Raw genomic sequence first — 15,627 nt, 5'->3', positions numbered from 1 at the left:
TGGGGCGTTCCGGTTCTCCGGGTCGAGGGTATGGCCCGGTACCCGCTCGGGTTCGACGGGCGGCGTTGCTCCCGAGCCGCGTCGTGCGTCTGGACGGCAGGTGTTCCGGGCGCCCCGCGGTTGGAGAACGGAACACGACGCCGGTGGGCACGGGGGACGTGCCCCGCCTCGGCCGTGCCGTGTTCCACCCCTCCGACGGGAGGCGCCGTGGGGGCGCCGAAGAGGTCCTCCGGAAACCCGAACCCGGTTCCGCGGGCGCGGTCGCGGGGAAGGGTGCCGGGTTCGCGGCGGAGCACGGAGCACTCGTGCTCCCCGCGTGCTCCGCCGTGTCGCGGCGCGTCGAACTCACTGCCCGGAGCCCCTCGCCCCGCAGCGGCCGAGCACCCCACCGAGAACATTCCGAAAGGCCTCTCTAAGCCTGCCGTCGCTTACTCTAGCCGGTCGGCGAAGCCCCCAGCGCCTCGAGGAACGACCGCGCCCAACGGTCGACATCGTGCGTGAGCACTTGCCTACGCAATGCACGCATCCTACGGCGGCCTTCCGCGTGATCGATGTTCAGGGCCGCGAGCATCGCGTCCTTGACCCCGTCCAGATCGTGCGGGTTGACCAGCAGCGCGCTGGTGAGTTCGGCGGCCGCGCCGGCGAACTCACTCAGGACAAGACTACCCCCGAGGTCGTTACGGCATGCCACGTACTCCTTGCAGACCAGGTTCATGCCGTCACGCACGGGAGTAACGATCATCACGTCGGCGGCGCAGTAGAAGGCCACGAGGTCCTTACGGTCGACCGAGGTGTGCAGGTAGTGCACGGCCGGGTGACCGACCCGCCCGAACTCGCCGTTGATGCTGCCGACCTTGCGCTCGATGTCCTCGCGCATCTGCTTGTAGTGCTCGACGCGTTCCCGGCTGGGGGTGGCGATCTGGATCATCGCCACGTCCTCCACCGTGGCGTGGCCCTCGGCCAGCAGCTCGTACACGGCGTCCAGCCGCACGTCGATCCCCTTGGTGTAGTCCAACCGGTCGACGCCGAGCATGATCTTGCGCGGGTTGCCGAGTTCGGCACGGATGGCCTTGGCACGCTGCTGGACCTCCTTGGTGCGGGCCAGTTGGTCCAGCTCCCCGGAGGCGATGGAGATGGGGAAGGCACCCACGCGCACCACCCGGTCGCCCACGCGCACCACTCCGGGGCGGGAGCGCACCCCCACCTGGGCGCGACTGGGCTCGAACCCAGCGAGCCTGCGGGCCAGCCACATGAAGTTCTGCGCCCCACCCGGACGGTGGAAACCGACCAGGTCCGCCCCCAGCAGCCCGCGCACGATCTCGGTGCGCCAGGGAAGCTGCATGAACAGCTCGACGGGCGGGAAGGGGATGTGCAGGAAGAAACCGATCCGCAGGTCCGGACGCAGCTCGCGCAGCATCGCCGGGACCAGTTGCAGCTGGTAGTCCTGGATCCACACGGTCGCCCCTTCGGAGCTGACCTCGGCGGCGGCCTCGGCGAACCTGCGGTTCACCCGACGGTAGGCCTCCCACCAGGAACGGTCGAAGACCGGGGGGACCACCACGTCGTGGTACAGCGGCCAGAGGGTCGCGTTGGAGAAACCCTCGTAGTACTGCCGGAACTCGGACGAGGAGAGCCGCACCGGGTACAGCCGCATGTCCTCGTCGGTGAACGGTTCGACGTCGACGTCGGGGACACCGGGCCAGCCGACCCATGCTCCCTGCCGGGCGCGGAGGAACGGTTCCAGAGCGGTGACCAGCCCGCCCGGGCTGTGTTTCCACCGTTCGGTCCCGTCCTCCAAACGTTCCAGGTCGACCGGCAGCCGGTTGGCGACGACGACGAAGTCAGCTTTCGTGGGCGCGTTGCCCTTGGTCACCGGTCTGCCTCCTAGGTCGGTTCCTGAAATCGGTTACCCGTTGTCGAGACTAGCCAATCGTGATCGGATTCGCGTGGTTCCAGCGACGCAACGGGACTGCTCGCCCCTGATCACTCGTGTCGGGGATGTGCGGGGCAAACGCGGAATATTCCGCAGGCCTGCCCCGAGGAGTCCCGGCGGGCCGGTCACCGACGGCGGGCCGGTGTTCCGCCGCGTGGCGGAGTGCCAGGAGGTCCGGATACCGGGTGTGGTCATACTCAGTCCAGCCTCCTTTCGGTGGGGCGCAGTGGTCCGGACATGCGCGGTCCGGACATGCGACGTTCCAGTCGGCCGAGGCCGGTCCGCACGGGCTGGGAGAGGAACTCACCGAGCACCACGCCGGCGCCGAGGGCCAGACCGGTGGCCCCGGCTCCCATCAGGGTGGACAGCCCGGTGGGGTTGCCCTGCACCGAGAGTTCGTACAGCGCCCGGTAGGTGGCCAGTCCCGGCAGCAGCGGGGCCACACCGGAGACCGCGACCACCAGGGCGGGGATGCGCAGTCTGCGGGCGACCACCCCGCCCACGAAACCCACGATGGTGGTGGCCACCGCCGAGGCGAGGATCGTGTTGACCTGGACCAGCGTCATGAGCTGGAAGATGCTGGCCGCGATGGCCCCGGCGGCCCCGGCCGCGACCAGCGGGCGGGGTGGGGAGTAGCTGGCCAGCGCGAAGCAGGCCGAGGTGGCGGCTCCCGCCATGGCCTGCAACGGAAGTTTGAGCAGACCGGGCAGCAGCACCACACCGCCCCCGGCCTGTTCGAGGTCCAGCCCGCCGCCGAGCGTTTCGGGAGGCAGGATGCGCTGGGCCAGGTACAGCGAGAGCACCACGCCGGAGATCAGTCCGGCCGAGGTCAGCGCCAGCTCGGCGATGCGCCCGGCCGCGGTGACGTTGTAGCCGGTGATGGCGTCCTGCATGGAGCCCACCACGGTCATGCCCGACAGCAGCACGATGATGTTGGCGGCCACCGCGAGTGCCGCGTTGGGCAGCACGCCGGTGGCGTAGAAGGCCAGGGCGACACTGGTGGCGACGGCCCCGCCGACGGTCTGCTGGAAGAAGATGGGCAGGCCGCGTTGGTTGAGGAACCGGCCGACCCGGTCGACCAGGGCGGTGGCCCCGGCCGCGATCAGGGGGAGCTGGGGGATGGTGCCTCCGCTGAGCAGCACCGCCAGCGCGGCCGCCATCCCGGCCCAGGCCAGGGTGGCCACCCAGCGGGGAAAAGGGTGGGTGGCCCTGGCGATGGTCTCCAGCTCGGCGTAGGCGTCCGAGGTGGTGAGTTCGCCGGAGGTGATGCGACGGATCAGCTTCTCGACCTCGGCCAGGCGCGTGTAGTCCAGCGAACGGTTGCGGACCACCCGCAGGGAGGTGATGGGCAGGTTCTCGGTTCCCCGGTAGCACGAGACCGTGATGGAGGTGTAGATCACGTCCACTTCGCAGTGGGGGAGGCCGTAGGCGTCGGTGACGCTGGTGATGGTGGCGCTGACGTCGGAGGCGCCCACGCCGCTGGCCATCTGGATCTCCCCGATGCGCAGGGCGAGCTCCAGGACGAGGTGGACCGTGGAGTCGTCCGGCAGCGAGGGGCCGTAGACGACGTTGCGGGTCCCGACGGTTTCGGAAGGTTCGCGCCGCCGCAGCACACCACGTGCGCGCTGCGTGATTCCCACTGCTGTTGTGCCTCCTTGCCTGGCCGTGCGCGTGGAACGTCGATCACGCTGTTCACCCCTGGAATCGGCCTCCACGGGCGCACTGTTGCACTTGCGAATGGTGTCGTCCGTCACCGGTTTCGGCGACCGATCGCCTTGGTGGGGCGGGAAGTGGAGGGGTCGAACGTGTGTTCGTGCACGTCGTTCCGTGGAAAGGAACGAGGGAGGGTGTCTCGCCCCGACACCCGAGCGTACGCGTTCCCGGTACGACGAGAATGCGATTCACCGCATCGTGGGATGCCCGTTCGGAGGCCTCGGCGAGGTCGGCGAGAAGGTCGTCGTGGCGGGACCGGTGCCCGAGAGGTCTCCGGTGGGGGATTAGGATGAGAGGGGCGTGCGTTGAGACACGCGTGCCGCTGTAGCTCAGTCGGTAGAGCACCCGCCTTGTAAGCGGATGGTCAGGGGTTCGAGTCCCCTCAGCGGCTCCACGATTGACCTGGGGTTTTGATTCCGGGTTCCCTGTGTCGACGGGCTTTATGACCCAGTTTGTGACCCAGAAGCCCTTATTCTGGATCCATGACTGGGCGTTCGAAGGGCCGTCGTCGTCAACGAGGCGCGATCGATCAACTGCCGAATGGTGCGCTACGCGTCCGGGTGTCGGCCGGTCTTGATCCGGTGACCAAGCAGCGACATCGTCTCGACTGGGTTGGCCTCAGCTAACAGGACCCCTCCGAGCAGGCCAGGTCAGTAACCGGAGATGGCAGCCCCCTGTCCACCCCGAAGGCGGCGATTCCGGCCGAGGCCGCCGAGGACATACCGGGCTGGCCGTTGTAATCGGTTTGACTGACTCCCTACGCCAGGTATGCGAATTTGCCCAACAGATAGGACTTCTCGTCGGTCAGCCCACCGCTGCCGAAGACCGTGAGGCCGTGCACACCGTGCCCATCGCGGATAGCTCGAACACGGGTGACGACCCCGTCCAGGGCGGTGTCCCCTCCACGGCGGTGAGCCGATCGCCTCGTCGCACCAACGGAGGCACCAGACGGTCTGCCACATCCGACACCGTGGGTGCTCTCCAGCCCGTCTGACACAATTTTCCCTGGTTGGCCGGGAAGTATGTCGGTCGCACCAACACCTCGTGTGGCTCCGGTGTCAACTGGGTGCCGCATTGCAGGGCGCGGTAGGGACAGTGGTTGGGCACGTCGGCAGTCCGGACACGAGCGGCCTCCGAACGGACCTCGATAAGCGGGTGCGTGCGGTAGGCGCTGCTGGCTGTCGCTGCGGGTGCCCACGATCTGTCCATGGTGACCGGCATGCTGGATCTCACCGGAGTGGCGGACTCGGTGCCGTCGCCGGAAAACACGACGTCGTGCAGGGTTCTGTTGAGCTCCTCCAGGGGGTTGCCAGCCGTTTCCTGCGTTCCAGGAACGTCTCGGAGCCCGTTGTGACAGGCAAAATGGGCGTCACCTTCAGTGCTTTTGCTCTGACCGCTTCCCGGGTGGATCGCGGAATCGTTCGAGCGGCCGGGAAGATGGCTGTCACGTCGTCGCTGCCTGTTGTTCGGGACGGGGGACGGTGACCCACGTGAAGGCGAGGGCGCCGATCCAGAGAGCGCAGGCGAGCATGCCGATCGTGTGCAGGTGGTCGGTGAAAATCTCGCTCTGTCCGGGGTTCCCGGCAACGGCGCCGTAGAGGGCGATGCCCATGGCGCCGGCGGCTTGGCGGGCGGCGTTGTTGATGCCGCTGGCCAGTCCAGCGCGTTCTGCGGGGGCGGCGCCGACTGCCGCTGAGACGACGGCGGCGGTGAGCAGCCCCATCCCGATGCCGAGGCCGATGAGCACGGGAAGCAGAGCGAGGTAGGGACTGGTGGGGGTGAGGCGGGTCAGGGTGAGCGACCCGGCTGAACCGACCAGCAGTCCTGCTGTCATCGGCAGTCGCGCTCCGTAGCGGGCTGTGAGCCTTCCGGTGATGGGGGAAAGCGCGGCGAGAGGGGCGAAGAGCGGAAGCATCAGCGCTCCGGCGACCAGCGGGGAGTGGTGTTGGACGCTCTGCAGGTACAGCGTGGTGACGAACACGGTGCCGATGCCGACGAGGTTCATCGCGGCGGCGACGAGGTTAGCGCCGGCGAAGGCCGGAACCCGCAGCAGCGAAAGCGGCAGCATTGGCGCCTTCGCCGAACGTTCCCGCAGTAGGAAGCACACTAGAGCTACGAGGCTGATGCCCGCGCTGATCCACGCTTCGGTTCCCATGCCCGCATGTCCGACGGTGATCACGGTGTAGACGAGCGCGGCCAGCGTGATCGCGGCCAGGGCCGAGCCGGGAAGATCCAGCCGGCGACGGGTCTCGGGTGCGGTGGGTTTGGCGACCAGCCACAGGGTCGCAGGCAGGGCGAGGGCCACGATCGGGATGTTGATCCAGAAGATCGTGCGCCATCCCAGGGCTGCGACGAGCACCCCGCCCAGCAACGGACCGGCGGGAAGGGCCAGAGCAGACACGCCGGCCCACACGCCGACGGCTTTCGCGCGTTCGGCGCTGTTCTGGAAGACGTGGGTGATGACCGCGAGTGTTGAGGGCAGGAGCAGGGCCGCGCCGATACCCTGGATCGCACGTCCGGCCAGCAACATCTCGATCACGGGCGTGGTCGCGCACAGCATCGAGGCAGCGGCGAACACGCCCAGCCCGGTGACCACGACGCGTCGGTGCCCGAAGCGGTCTCCCACGTCGCCGGCCACGAGCAGCAGACTGGCTAGGACCACGGCGTAGCTGTCGACGATCCACTGTTGCTGTTCGAGCGTGGCCGACAAGCCGAGCCGCATGTGCGGCAGCGCGACGTTGACCACGGTGACGTCGAGCTGTACCAGGAACATTCCTACGCACATCGTGGCCAGTATGAGTCCACGGTGCCGGGTTCGCGGCGGAGCTTCGAGATTGATCGACATGGTGGCAGCGTGCCGCGGGAACAGTTCCAGGTGTGGTGAACCGTCCGTACGCGAGAATGTGTGCCATGAGTGAGCTGTCGGGTGTGCCTGGGCGTGCCGGTGGGGACGCGGATATCAGCGTTGTGGCGACGCTGCTCGCCGATCCCGCACGCGCGAAAGTGCTCATGGCCCTGGCCGACGGACGTGCGCTCCCGGCGTCGGTGCTGGCCGACGAGGCCGGGCTCTCGCGCCAGGCGACGAGTGCCCACCTGAACAAGCTGCTCGGCGGGGGTCTGCTCTCCGTGGAAAGCAGTGGTCGCCACCGGTACTACCGCCTGGCCAGTACAGACATCGCCACCGCTCTGGAGAGCCTGGCCCGCCTTGCGCCGACCACCCCGATCCGGTCCCTGCGGCAGGGCACCCGCGCTCAAGCCCTCCGGGCAGGACGAATGTGCTACGATCACCTGGCTGGTGGGCTCGGCGTGAGTCTCCTGGCCGCCTTGCTGGAACAGCGCGCACTCCTCCGCGCCGACGGTCGCGGTACGCCACAGCGGCGTGACGGCGATCGCCTGTCGGCGCCGGTGCGGCAGCAACCGTACCAGCTGGGGCCCGAAGCCAATTACGTTCTTCCCCGCTTGGGAGTGGATCTCGACGCCCTCGCCGGAACGAAGAACCGCAGACCGCTGCTGCGGTGTTGCATGGACTGGAGCGAGCAACAACATCACCTGGCAGGTCGACTTGGTGCCGCTCTCGCCACGAGCTTCCTCGAACACGGCTGGGTGCACCGCAAACCGCGACAGCGAGCCGTCACACTGACCGATGCAGGAGCGGAGTTCCTCTGCGAGGAGCTCGGCCTCACGACCACCCCCGCAGGAACCTCCTGGCGGAGCAGCTCCTCCGCTTAGAATGGGTGGGGGAGTGGACTGTCCGTCTCTCAACGGAACGAATGGACAGCCCACCCTCCGGTTGCCAACCCGGAACTACTTCGGGGCGATGAGCTGACAGATCAGTGCCGCCCGTAGCGCAGTGCCGGCCCGAACCCCGGCGAAGTAGTGCACATTGGCGAGGTCGTCCGTTTCGATCGGCAGCTCGCCGAGCCGAGGACCTGCATGGAAGACGTGCACATTCTTGCCGACACCGGTCAGGAGACGGCGGGAGAAGACCAGATTCGGATCCAACGCTTCTCGTTCCGACTGCGTTCCCGACGAGACGTAGAACGATGGAAGCTGGAACGGGATCATGGTAACCGCGTCGACCCGTTGCACGAGATCCTCCGCGGAGAACGCGAAGCTATGGACGACGCCGCATTCGGCCATGGTGGACAGCTCGTCGTCCGGTACAGCCCCACCAGGGGGGACGAGGAATACGGCCTCGGCGATGTCGAACTTGCATAGCGTCGTCAGGATGGAGCGCGTTGTCCGTGCGTCGGGATCACCGGCAATGCCGACACGTGCACCCTCCAGCGCCCCGAGCGTCCGCTTGATCATCCATGTGTCGAGCATCCCCTGCGTCGGGTGTTCTTTCGCTCCGGAGCCCGCACTGACGACTGGCACCGGCGACACCGACGCAGCCCGGTGGCCCGCATCGTCATCAGTGTGCCTGAGGACGAGCAGGTCCACGTAGTTACCAACGACGCGGACCGTGTCTTCGAGCGATTCCTCGAAAAAGTCACCAGATCGGGTGGTGCTGGCGTCCGCGAACCCGAGCGATGTTCCACCGAGCCTCGCAGCCGCTGCTTCGAAACTGAGTCGTGTACGCGTGCTCGTTTGAAAGAAACAGGTCGCGATCGTGACTCCTGGCGCCAGCCTGGAGACTATCTGAATGTCCTGCTCACTGATCCAGTCGGCGAACTCGAACAACGCCTCTAGGTCTGCCCCAGACCACTCATCCAAGGAGACGGCGTGCCCGGGGGTGGGGAGTCGGGGAACTCCCGCAATCGTGGGATGAGACATCAGTTTCACCACCATTTTCCTTCAACCGTCTTCATGATCCACTTTTCCGTGTCGATCATTGAATAACCGGGAGTTGCGGGCAGTTGCTGAACGCCAGGAAGTTGATCGAGTCCGGTGATCGCTAGACCGAGTCGAGAGGCCAGCATTCCCTGGGCCAACGGCGGCGTCGCGGCGAAGATGGGGCATGTCATGTTCTCGATGAACCATTTCTCGAGGGCATCAGAGCTCGGAAATTCGGGCATCTCGGGAATAAACCTGCTGATGAGTCTCCGCGCGTTCTCCTCGTTCATTTCGGATCCGGGCTCTATCCCGAAATACTCCTCTGCTGGCATCGAATCATGTGTCCACTTGAAAAAGAATGTCCGGTTTCCGAATACCGGTGTCGTCGCCATGAAGTTGCAACGAGCGGAACGACGGAACGACCGGTGGAGCTTATAGCGGCTATTGATTTCGTAGAGTTCTATCTTGTCCAGGATGTAGTCACATCCCTCGACGAACTCGTCGACTGTCTCGGCGGTGATCCCCTCCGGGAACACATCGATATTGACGTCCCGCGTTGTCTGATAGATCAGCTCGGCGGTAACCTCGGCCTTGTTTCGCCCCAAGTTATCCACTTCCGCGCCGTACTGACGGTTGATGTTGGAGACTTCAAAAGTGTCCGGATCCGCAACCTTCAGGTGGCGAACACCCATCCTGGCAAGACGTTCCGCTATCGCTCCGCCGATTCCGCCGCAACCCGCGACCCCTACGACGACGTCGCGTAATTTCAGTTGGTTCTTGCGCTGTTCGTCAATGGTGTTACCGAGCCATCCAAGGTTTCGTCGTACGCGCTTCCAGTAAAAGGCGTCGTCGTACTCGGCTGTGTACCTCTTGCGCTGATTCATGTTGTCCCCAAAAGAAAGTGTTGATCGCTACCTTCGGGTAGTTCCTGAGTAAAGACCCCCCAGTTCGTCTACGTCTTTATTTTTCCTCGAATCCTCCCAGTGGGCGCAGTGGATAAATCTAATCGCGTCAAATAGAAGTTCGCAATGGTTCGAACGGGTGAATATTTGCAAAATATAAGAGAAATCGTACAAAATGTTCAAAAAGTAAAAATTGATGATAAATGCAAATATGGCATATTCCTACGTTGTTGTTACTGAGAATGGCTCTTCGTTCGTTACGCTGTCCGATGGAAGGGGTCGGCTGCCCTCACTTCCCTCCGTCTCGGCGGTGTTTGCGGTGATGAATCTCGCTGTTCAGCCCCCTTGGGGCGCGCTCGGCTCAGCGATCTGCCCGGGTGTTGGCACCGTGGTCGGTGGAGCGCTCGGGAGTATGGCGGGGGAGTTCCTTGCGACCGAGGCGGAGAGTCTGCTGACGGGCGAGTAGGCGGGACGAGGAATGTCTGAGGAGAATCCAGTGGTGCCGGAGCAGCTGCAGCCCCGTCCGGATACGTGGACTGGCGAGCCACGCCCTCCACGGGCGCCGGGATTTTTCAAGGGGGACAAGCCGCCGAAGGACCAGGATTCGGAACGCGACCGCAGCCAATGGCGCAAACCCTCGCCGCCGCCTGGACAGGGGCCGGTGTTGGAGTGGTATCGGCACAGCCGGCGCTACGCGATCGGCATGGGCGTCGCTGACTCCATGGTGATCGGAATCCTGATCGGTTTCCGGCAGGGTTTCGACTACGACTGGCTCAGCATTCCCTGGATGTGGCTCTTCCTCTCTGCGACTGGACTGGGCATGTACGGGACCTTCCGCTTGGTCGATCCGGCGGTCGGAGTCGATTGGTTGAAAGTCGGTCGCGCGTGGGTGCTGCTGTACGAGCTCACCGACATCAAAGTCCGTCACCGTGGGATGTCGATGCACCTCGACCTCAAGGACAGTGGGGTGCGCAAGGTGCAGGTAAAAGTGGATGAGTTGCAGGAGGACCGTGACATGTGGGATATCGTCTACAACGGCCTGCTGCACTCAGTGGTCACCAACGGTGCGACGACAAACTGGGCTGCGCACTCGTTCCTCTGGAGGTCCCCGAAGAGTTGGAGTGAATCGTTGCCGCTGACCATGCTCGAACGTGTGCCGTGACGTCACTGGTTCTGTTGCGAATCGCCCGCTGTCAAGCGGGTCGTGGCATCATCGTGGTGCGAAACGGGGCCGACGAGCTCGGTTAGGATCGAGCGCATCGACCGGTTGTGTGAACGTCTTCGCTGGTCACTGTCGTTGTATGTGTGGCTCAAGCTCCTTGTGAGCGGATGGTCAGAGGATCGAGTCCTCTCAGTGGGTGTCCACAGCACACGGGGTGATCCGCGTTCGGCAGTCCCGAAGGGACACACCCGCACACCCGCGGTCGAGTTCCGCGTGATCGGGACCGCTTACACTCGACGGTCCTGCCCTGTCGTCCCGCGCTCGGTTGAGCGGTCCCGACTTGCCACTGGGGGTTGCGTATGGCGGACCCCGCCCTCGTCCGGACGGCGAGTGAGCTCGCCTCCTCCGCCCATCTGGCCTGCGCGCGCTTCCGGGGGACCGACCCGCTCGTGGTCGGGCGCACCCGCCGACAACTCGCCGCCGAACTCGGCTCCCCCGACGACGCGGGCAGCGTTCCCCAGGCCCGGTGGATGCGGGCGATGACCTTCGCCCACCTGGTGCGCGACACGCGGTTCTCCCGGCGGACGGTCACCACCACGCTCGGCGCGCTCGGGATGGACCGTCCCACCGAGGTCGTGACCACCGACGCGAACGGCGACGCGGCCGACACGGCCGGGTCGCTCGCCCACGCCCACACACGGGCCACTTCCCACGGCGCGGCCACGCTGCTGCACGGGCTCGCGCTGCCGGACTCCGAACCCGCCGACGAGCAGGAGGCCCCCCACGTCGCCCCCGACTTCGCGGTGGTCGTCGCCGCTGGCGGCGACGGTTCCCGACTGGTCCTCGGCGTGGCCAAGGACTACGAGCGGCTGCGTTCCCGCATCGACGACGCCCGGCTGCTGAAGGGGTTCCTCCAGGTGGCCTCGGCGGCCGAGTCCGTCGAGGCACGACTGCGCCTGCCGAGCGGGATGTCGCTGCACTCCCACGGTGCGCTCGCCGTGCCCCGCAACGCCTTCCTCCAGCCCGAGGTGTTGGTGGAAGCGCTCGACGACCACCGGGCGGAGGTGCGGACGCGGCTGGCGCAGCGACGTCGGGAGTCCGCGCGGACCCCGCCGGTGACCGCGGAGAACCTTTCCGAGCACGTCGCCCGGCTGCGGGCCACCTTCGACCCGGAGACCTGCCCGAGGTGCCCGCTGTTCTCCTACTGCCGCGACGAACTCCGCACCTCCACCGACCCGAGTGACCTGCTGGTGGAGCTGGGAGTCCCCGCTGAGGCACGCCCTCGGCTCCTCGGGCTAGTGCACGGCACGGACGAAGGTGCCGCCCCGGTCTCGTTGGTCGAGACCGTCACCGCCACGCTGGAGGGAGTCGCCCGCCGCACCGGACAACGGCGTGTGGACCAGGCCGGGGAGCCGGGCACCGTCAACGTGGTGCTGGCCAAGTCGGACTCCGCCGCGCTCGGCGTGTACGGGATGGCCACGCGACGCGTCACCGCCGGGGGACGCGAGCCGTGGGAGAGCACCGTGTTCGACGAACCGCAGTCCCCGTGGACCCGTCGTGAGGTGATGCGGCTGCTCGGAGCGGAACTGTCCGCGGCGATGACCGAGCGGCGCGAGGCGGGCGGAGACGTTCCGGATCCGGTGCACTTGGTCGTGCCGGACCAGCCGACCGCCGATGTTCTCGTCTCGATCGCCGACAACCTGGCCGGTGTCGAACTCAGCAGGCTGCGCTGGGAACGGGACGTCCGGATGGGGCGTGAGCCCCGGACGTTCGACGGGGAGCCCGCCGAGATTCCTCCCCCGTTGGAGGAGCCCGCGCGTACGGCCGTGTCCTTCCTGCTGGAGGAGGACCGCGCCCGGGCGATGAGCCTGCGCTGTCCGCTGGTCGACCTGCGGGCCGCTCTCGCGCGGCAGGTGGTGGCCGGAGGCCCCGTCGTGGCCTCCCAGCGCCTGGACTACCTGGTGATCTGGGCCGAGTCCGTCATCGACGGGCCCGTGAAACCGAGGGAGATCGAGGACGCGGTCGAAGCCCGCCCCCACACTCCCGGTGCCCGGCTGACCAACCGGACTTCGGACTCCCTGCACGAGGCACTGACCGCAGTGGACTCCCGAGGGGAGTCGGGAAGCCGGTACGCGGCGCTGGTGACCGAGGAGCTCGACTACAAACGCGAGATCCTCGACCGTGCCCTGGACTTCCTGGCGGCCGTGCCGGATTCGCGGGTACGCCGGGTCCACCGGGAGATCGAACGGGTCGCCCAGCGGGTGTGGCGCGGGCGGCTGGCGTTGCACGCCTCCGACCTGGTGCGTTTCGGGCGGACGCACCGCTCGTGGCGCAACAGGATGGTCACCGCCATCGAGCGGGACGACAAGTGTCACCAGCGGTTGCTGGCGCTGGCGAACCCCCGGGCCGCCGAGGAGCTGGCCACCGACGCCGGCACCCGCGAGCTCGCCGTCGCCACCGTGGTCTCGGTCGGTCCGGTGGTGCTGGACGTCGACTCCCGCCGGATCGGCGACGGCACCCGGATCGTGCTGCTGCACGTCAACGGCACGGCCCGCGTCGAGGACCCCGGTGTCGAACTCACGGTGCAGAAGAGCAACGTTCGGTTCTCGGGGATGTCGATCGGCCCGCTGGCCAGCGTCGACGACGGGACACCCCGGCGTTTCGTGTGGACACCGGAGACCGTTGCCGAGCTGGCGGCCGGGGACCGGCTGGTGGTCGCCGACTTCGCCTGGTTCTCGGGGAACACGGGCAACCGCTTCCTGCCGGTCGACCGGCCGCCGGTCGACGACTGCTCGGCCCCCACGCCGACGTGCGAGCCGCACTCCCACGCCGAGGATCCCGAGGCCCACGAGCACTGTTGCCGCCCGCACGAGGACGTCGAGGCCGAGCACTCCGACCGGCTCGCCGAACGACGCGCTCGCGGGGAACTCAACCCGCGGGTGTGGCCGCCGCTCGTGGACTCCGACGCCTTCGAGGTTCCCGCCGCGGGCACACCCGTGGGGGAGGTGACGGCCGGGCCGGTGACCGCACCGCCGGATCACATGACACTGGAGGACCTGGAGTGATGTCGTGACGGTCGAGTTCTCCCAACCGGCCTCCCCGGGGAGCGGGCGTGTCCACCACGCTCGGGCGGCGAGGGGCAACGCCGTGGTGGCCGAGGAGGCGACCGAGGTGCTGCGCCGGGCCCTGTCCGGGAAGGCACCGCTGGAACGTCTGCTGATCAAGGCCGCCGCCGGTGCCGGCAAGTCGTTCGTCCTGAGGAACCTGGTGGTCGAGGCCGTCGAACACCCCGACTGCCGCCGGGTGGGGGTCGTCGCCTTCACGAACAAGCAGATCCACCCGCTGGCGGCCTCCCTCGGTGGACTGCTGGGAGAGGATCAGGTGTGCCTGTTCGTCAGCGGCAGACGACGCGAGGAGGTGCCCGAGCAGGCGAGGTCGCGGACGAGCGTGGCCACCACCGCCGCCGAGATCCCGCCCGAGTGCCGGGTGGTCGTCTCCACCTCCCACCGGCTCGGCACACCCGGTGAGCTGGACCGGTTGGGCGAACACGTGGGTGCCGGACACAACGGGGAGACGGTGTTCGACGCGTTGTTCGTCGACGAGGCCTGGCAGCTTCCGCACCACCTGTTCGACCGGGTCGCCCCGGCCTCCCCGCTCACGGTCGGGGTCGGTGACGTCGGACAGCTCCCGCCGCTGGAGGCGGGGCGGAACCCGTGGCGGGGCGATGCGGGGTTCAACCCGTACCGCGCGTGGCCGACCGACTTCGACGGCCAGGAAGGCACCTGGTCGGTGGAGCTTCCGGCGGTGTGGCGTCCGGCTGCCGGTCACCTCGACCTGTGGCGGGCGTTCTATCCCCAGTGGAGCGAGCTCGACTGTGTGGCGGCCCCCGGCGACAGGAGGCTGGTCGTCGACGGGCTTCCGGGGGAGGCGGGGGCGGTCTGGCGGCAGGTCGGCACCGGGGTGCCGACACTGCTGGAGGTGGCGGGGCTGCCCGAGCCCGAGGCCGCCGACGTCGACCCGCCGTTGCTGGGCACGGTCGAGTCGTTGCTCGACGAGCTGCTCGGCTCGGGGTTCGCGCTCGAACAGGCGGAGTACGACACCGAGGGTTCCCCGACGGGGAACACGCTCACCTCGCGTCCGGGGGACGGTGCGGGTGAGCCGCTGGTCGCGATCCTGGCCACGCGCAACCAGGCGGTGGACGACGCCGACGACCTCGCCGAGCGGCTGCGGCGGAAGTACTCGCTGGCCGGGACCGAGATCGTGGCCTCCACGGTCGACTCGTGGCAGGGGCAGACCAACCGCCTCACGGTCGCGATCCACCCGTTGAGCGGGGCCTCGCGGCTCGACGAGTTCAACTCGGCCTTCGGGCGGCTGGCCGTCACCTGCACCCGTGCCACCCACGGGCTGCTGCTGCTGACCCGCCCCGGCATCGACGGGCTGCTCGACCAGGCCCCGGCCCGGCCGGGAACCCCGTTCGGCGAGCCGGGCACCCGGCAGCTGCCGCGCCAGACCCACCGGCGCATCCTGGAGACCTTCGCGCGCGGCACCCTCACCGTCGGGGAGGGGTAGCGGTACCGCGTGTGTCCCGAGGGGATCTCCGGCGCCGGAGCACGGCCGCGGTCGCGGAGCGTTCCGCCGCCGGGCGAGTGTCGGTGCCCGGCGGTAGTTTCCCGACCATGGAACAGCGGATCAGCCTCGTCACCCTCGGTGTCGCCGACCTCCGGCGGGCCAAGGAGTTCTACGAGCGCTTGGGATGGCAGGGCCAGGAGCTGGAGCGGACCGTGTTCTTCCAGACGGGCTGCATGGCCTTCGCGCTCTGGGGCAGGGCGGAACTCGCCGCCGACAGCGGCCTGGCCGGTGAGAGTGACGGCGGGTTCGGTGGAATCTGTCTCGCGCACAACGTCCGCCACCAGCACGAGGTCGACGAGGTCATCGAGACCGCACGGCAGGCGGGAGCCACGGTGACCCGTCCCCCTGCCGAGACGTTCTACGGCGGTTACGCCGGGGTGTTCACCGACCTCGACGGGCACGCCTGGGAGATCGCCTACAACCCCGGTTTTCCGCTCGCCCCGGACGGTTCCGTCACCCTCCCCGACTTCGGTGCCAGTTAGTCGCCCGTCCCGGACGGGCGCCGGGGCGGG

General features: G+C 67.6%; 10 protein-coding genes and 1 tRNA gene. 6 read left to right on the top strand and 5 right to left on the bottom strand.

Features of this window, described 5'->3' with window-relative positions; genetic code table 11:
• Positions 1-433 precede the first annotated feature (433 nt).
• Entirely contained in the window at positions 434-1,873 is a 1,440-nt protein-coding gene (locus ACTMO_RS0116450) for an alpha,alpha-trehalose-phosphate synthase (UDP-forming) (protein ID WP_019855781.1), read from the bottom strand.
• Positions 1,874-2,130: 257 nt separating this feature from the next.
• A complete protein-coding gene (locus ACTMO_RS0116445; protein WP_019855780.1) occupies positions 2,131-3,573 on the bottom strand; it encodes a threonine/serine exporter family protein in 1,443 nt (480 codons plus the stop codon).
• 391 nt (positions 3,574-3,964) lie between these two features.
• On the opposite strand from ACTMO_RS0116445, the gene ACTMO_RS0116440 reads away from it, so the two are divergent.
• A tRNA-Thr gene (locus ACTMO_RS0116440) sits at positions 3,965-4,040 on the top strand.
• 1,050 nt (positions 4,041-5,090) lie between these two features.
• On the opposite strand, the gene ACTMO_RS0116430 is transcribed toward ACTMO_RS0116440, so the two are convergent.
• Complete coding sequence (locus ACTMO_RS0116430; RefSeq protein ID WP_051099101.1) at positions 5,091-6,491, bottom strand: MFS transporter; 1,401 nt, start codon at positions 6,489-6,491, stop codon at positions 5,091-5,093.
• Positions 6,492-6,556: 65 nt separating this feature from the next.
• Here ACTMO_RS0116430 and ACTMO_RS0116425 point away from each other — a divergent pair, with 65 nt between their 5' ends.
• The gene (locus ACTMO_RS0116425; RefSeq protein ID WP_051099100.1) at positions 6,557-7,375 is read left to right on the top strand and encodes an ArsR/SmtB family transcription factor; all 819 of its coding nucleotides are present in this window, start codon (positions 6,557-6,559) and stop codon (positions 7,373-7,375) included.
• Between the two features lie 75 nt (positions 7,376-7,450).
• Here the strand turns inward: ACTMO_RS0116425 and ACTMO_RS0116420 are convergent, their stop codons facing one another.
• Positions 7,451-8,422 carry an aspartate carbamoyltransferase gene (locus tag ACTMO_RS0116420; RefSeq protein WP_281167522.1) on the bottom strand — a complete coding sequence of 324 codons (972 nt, stop codon included), beginning with the start codon at positions 8,420-8,422 and terminating at the stop codon, positions 7,451-7,453.
• 5 nt (positions 8,423-8,427) lie between these two features.
• Positions 8,428-9,306 carry a ThiF family adenylyltransferase gene (locus tag ACTMO_RS0116415; RefSeq protein ID WP_026449323.1) on the bottom strand — a complete coding sequence of 293 codons (879 nt, stop codon included), beginning with the start codon at positions 9,304-9,306 and terminating at the stop codon, positions 8,428-8,430.
• A gap of 517 nt (positions 9,307-9,823) precedes the next feature.
• On the opposite strand from ACTMO_RS0116415, the gene ACTMO_RS0116405 reads away from it, so the two are divergent.
• The 4 genes from ACTMO_RS0116405 to ACTMO_RS0116390 all read left to right on the top strand — a co-directional run bounded on the left by ACTMO_RS0116405 (position 9,824) and on the right by ACTMO_RS0116390 (position 15,597).
• Entirely contained in the window at positions 9,824-10,486 is a 663-nt protein-coding gene (locus ACTMO_RS0116405) for a hypothetical protein (RefSeq protein WP_245556217.1), read from the top strand.
• A gap of 359 nt (positions 10,487-10,845) precedes the next feature.
• Positions 10,846-13,551, top strand: a complete 2,706-nt coding sequence (locus ACTMO_RS0116400) for a hypothetical protein (RefSeq protein ID WP_019855773.1) — start codon at positions 10,846-10,848, stop codon at positions 13,549-13,551.
• A gap of 4 nt (positions 13,552-13,555) precedes the next feature.
• Entirely contained in the window at positions 13,556-15,055 is a 1,500-nt protein-coding gene (locus tag ACTMO_RS0116395; protein ID WP_019855772.1) for an AAA family ATPase, read from the top strand.
• A gap of 107 nt (positions 15,056-15,162) precedes the next feature.
• The gene (locus ACTMO_RS0116390) at positions 15,163-15,597 is read left to right on the top strand and encodes a VOC family protein (protein WP_026449322.1); all 435 of its coding nucleotides are present in this window, start codon (positions 15,163-15,165) and stop codon (positions 15,595-15,597) included.
• The last annotated feature ends 30 nt before the right edge of the window (positions 15,598-15,627 follow it).

Source organism: Actinopolyspora mortivallis DSM 44261, assembly GCF_000384035.1.
GTDB classification, from domain to species: Bacteria; Actinomycetota; Actinomycetes; order Mycobacteriales; family Pseudonocardiaceae; genus Actinopolyspora; species Actinopolyspora mortivallis.
The sequence above is the reverse complement of the archived record's forward strand: the minus strand, read 5'-3'. Positions and strand labels throughout refer to the sequence as shown.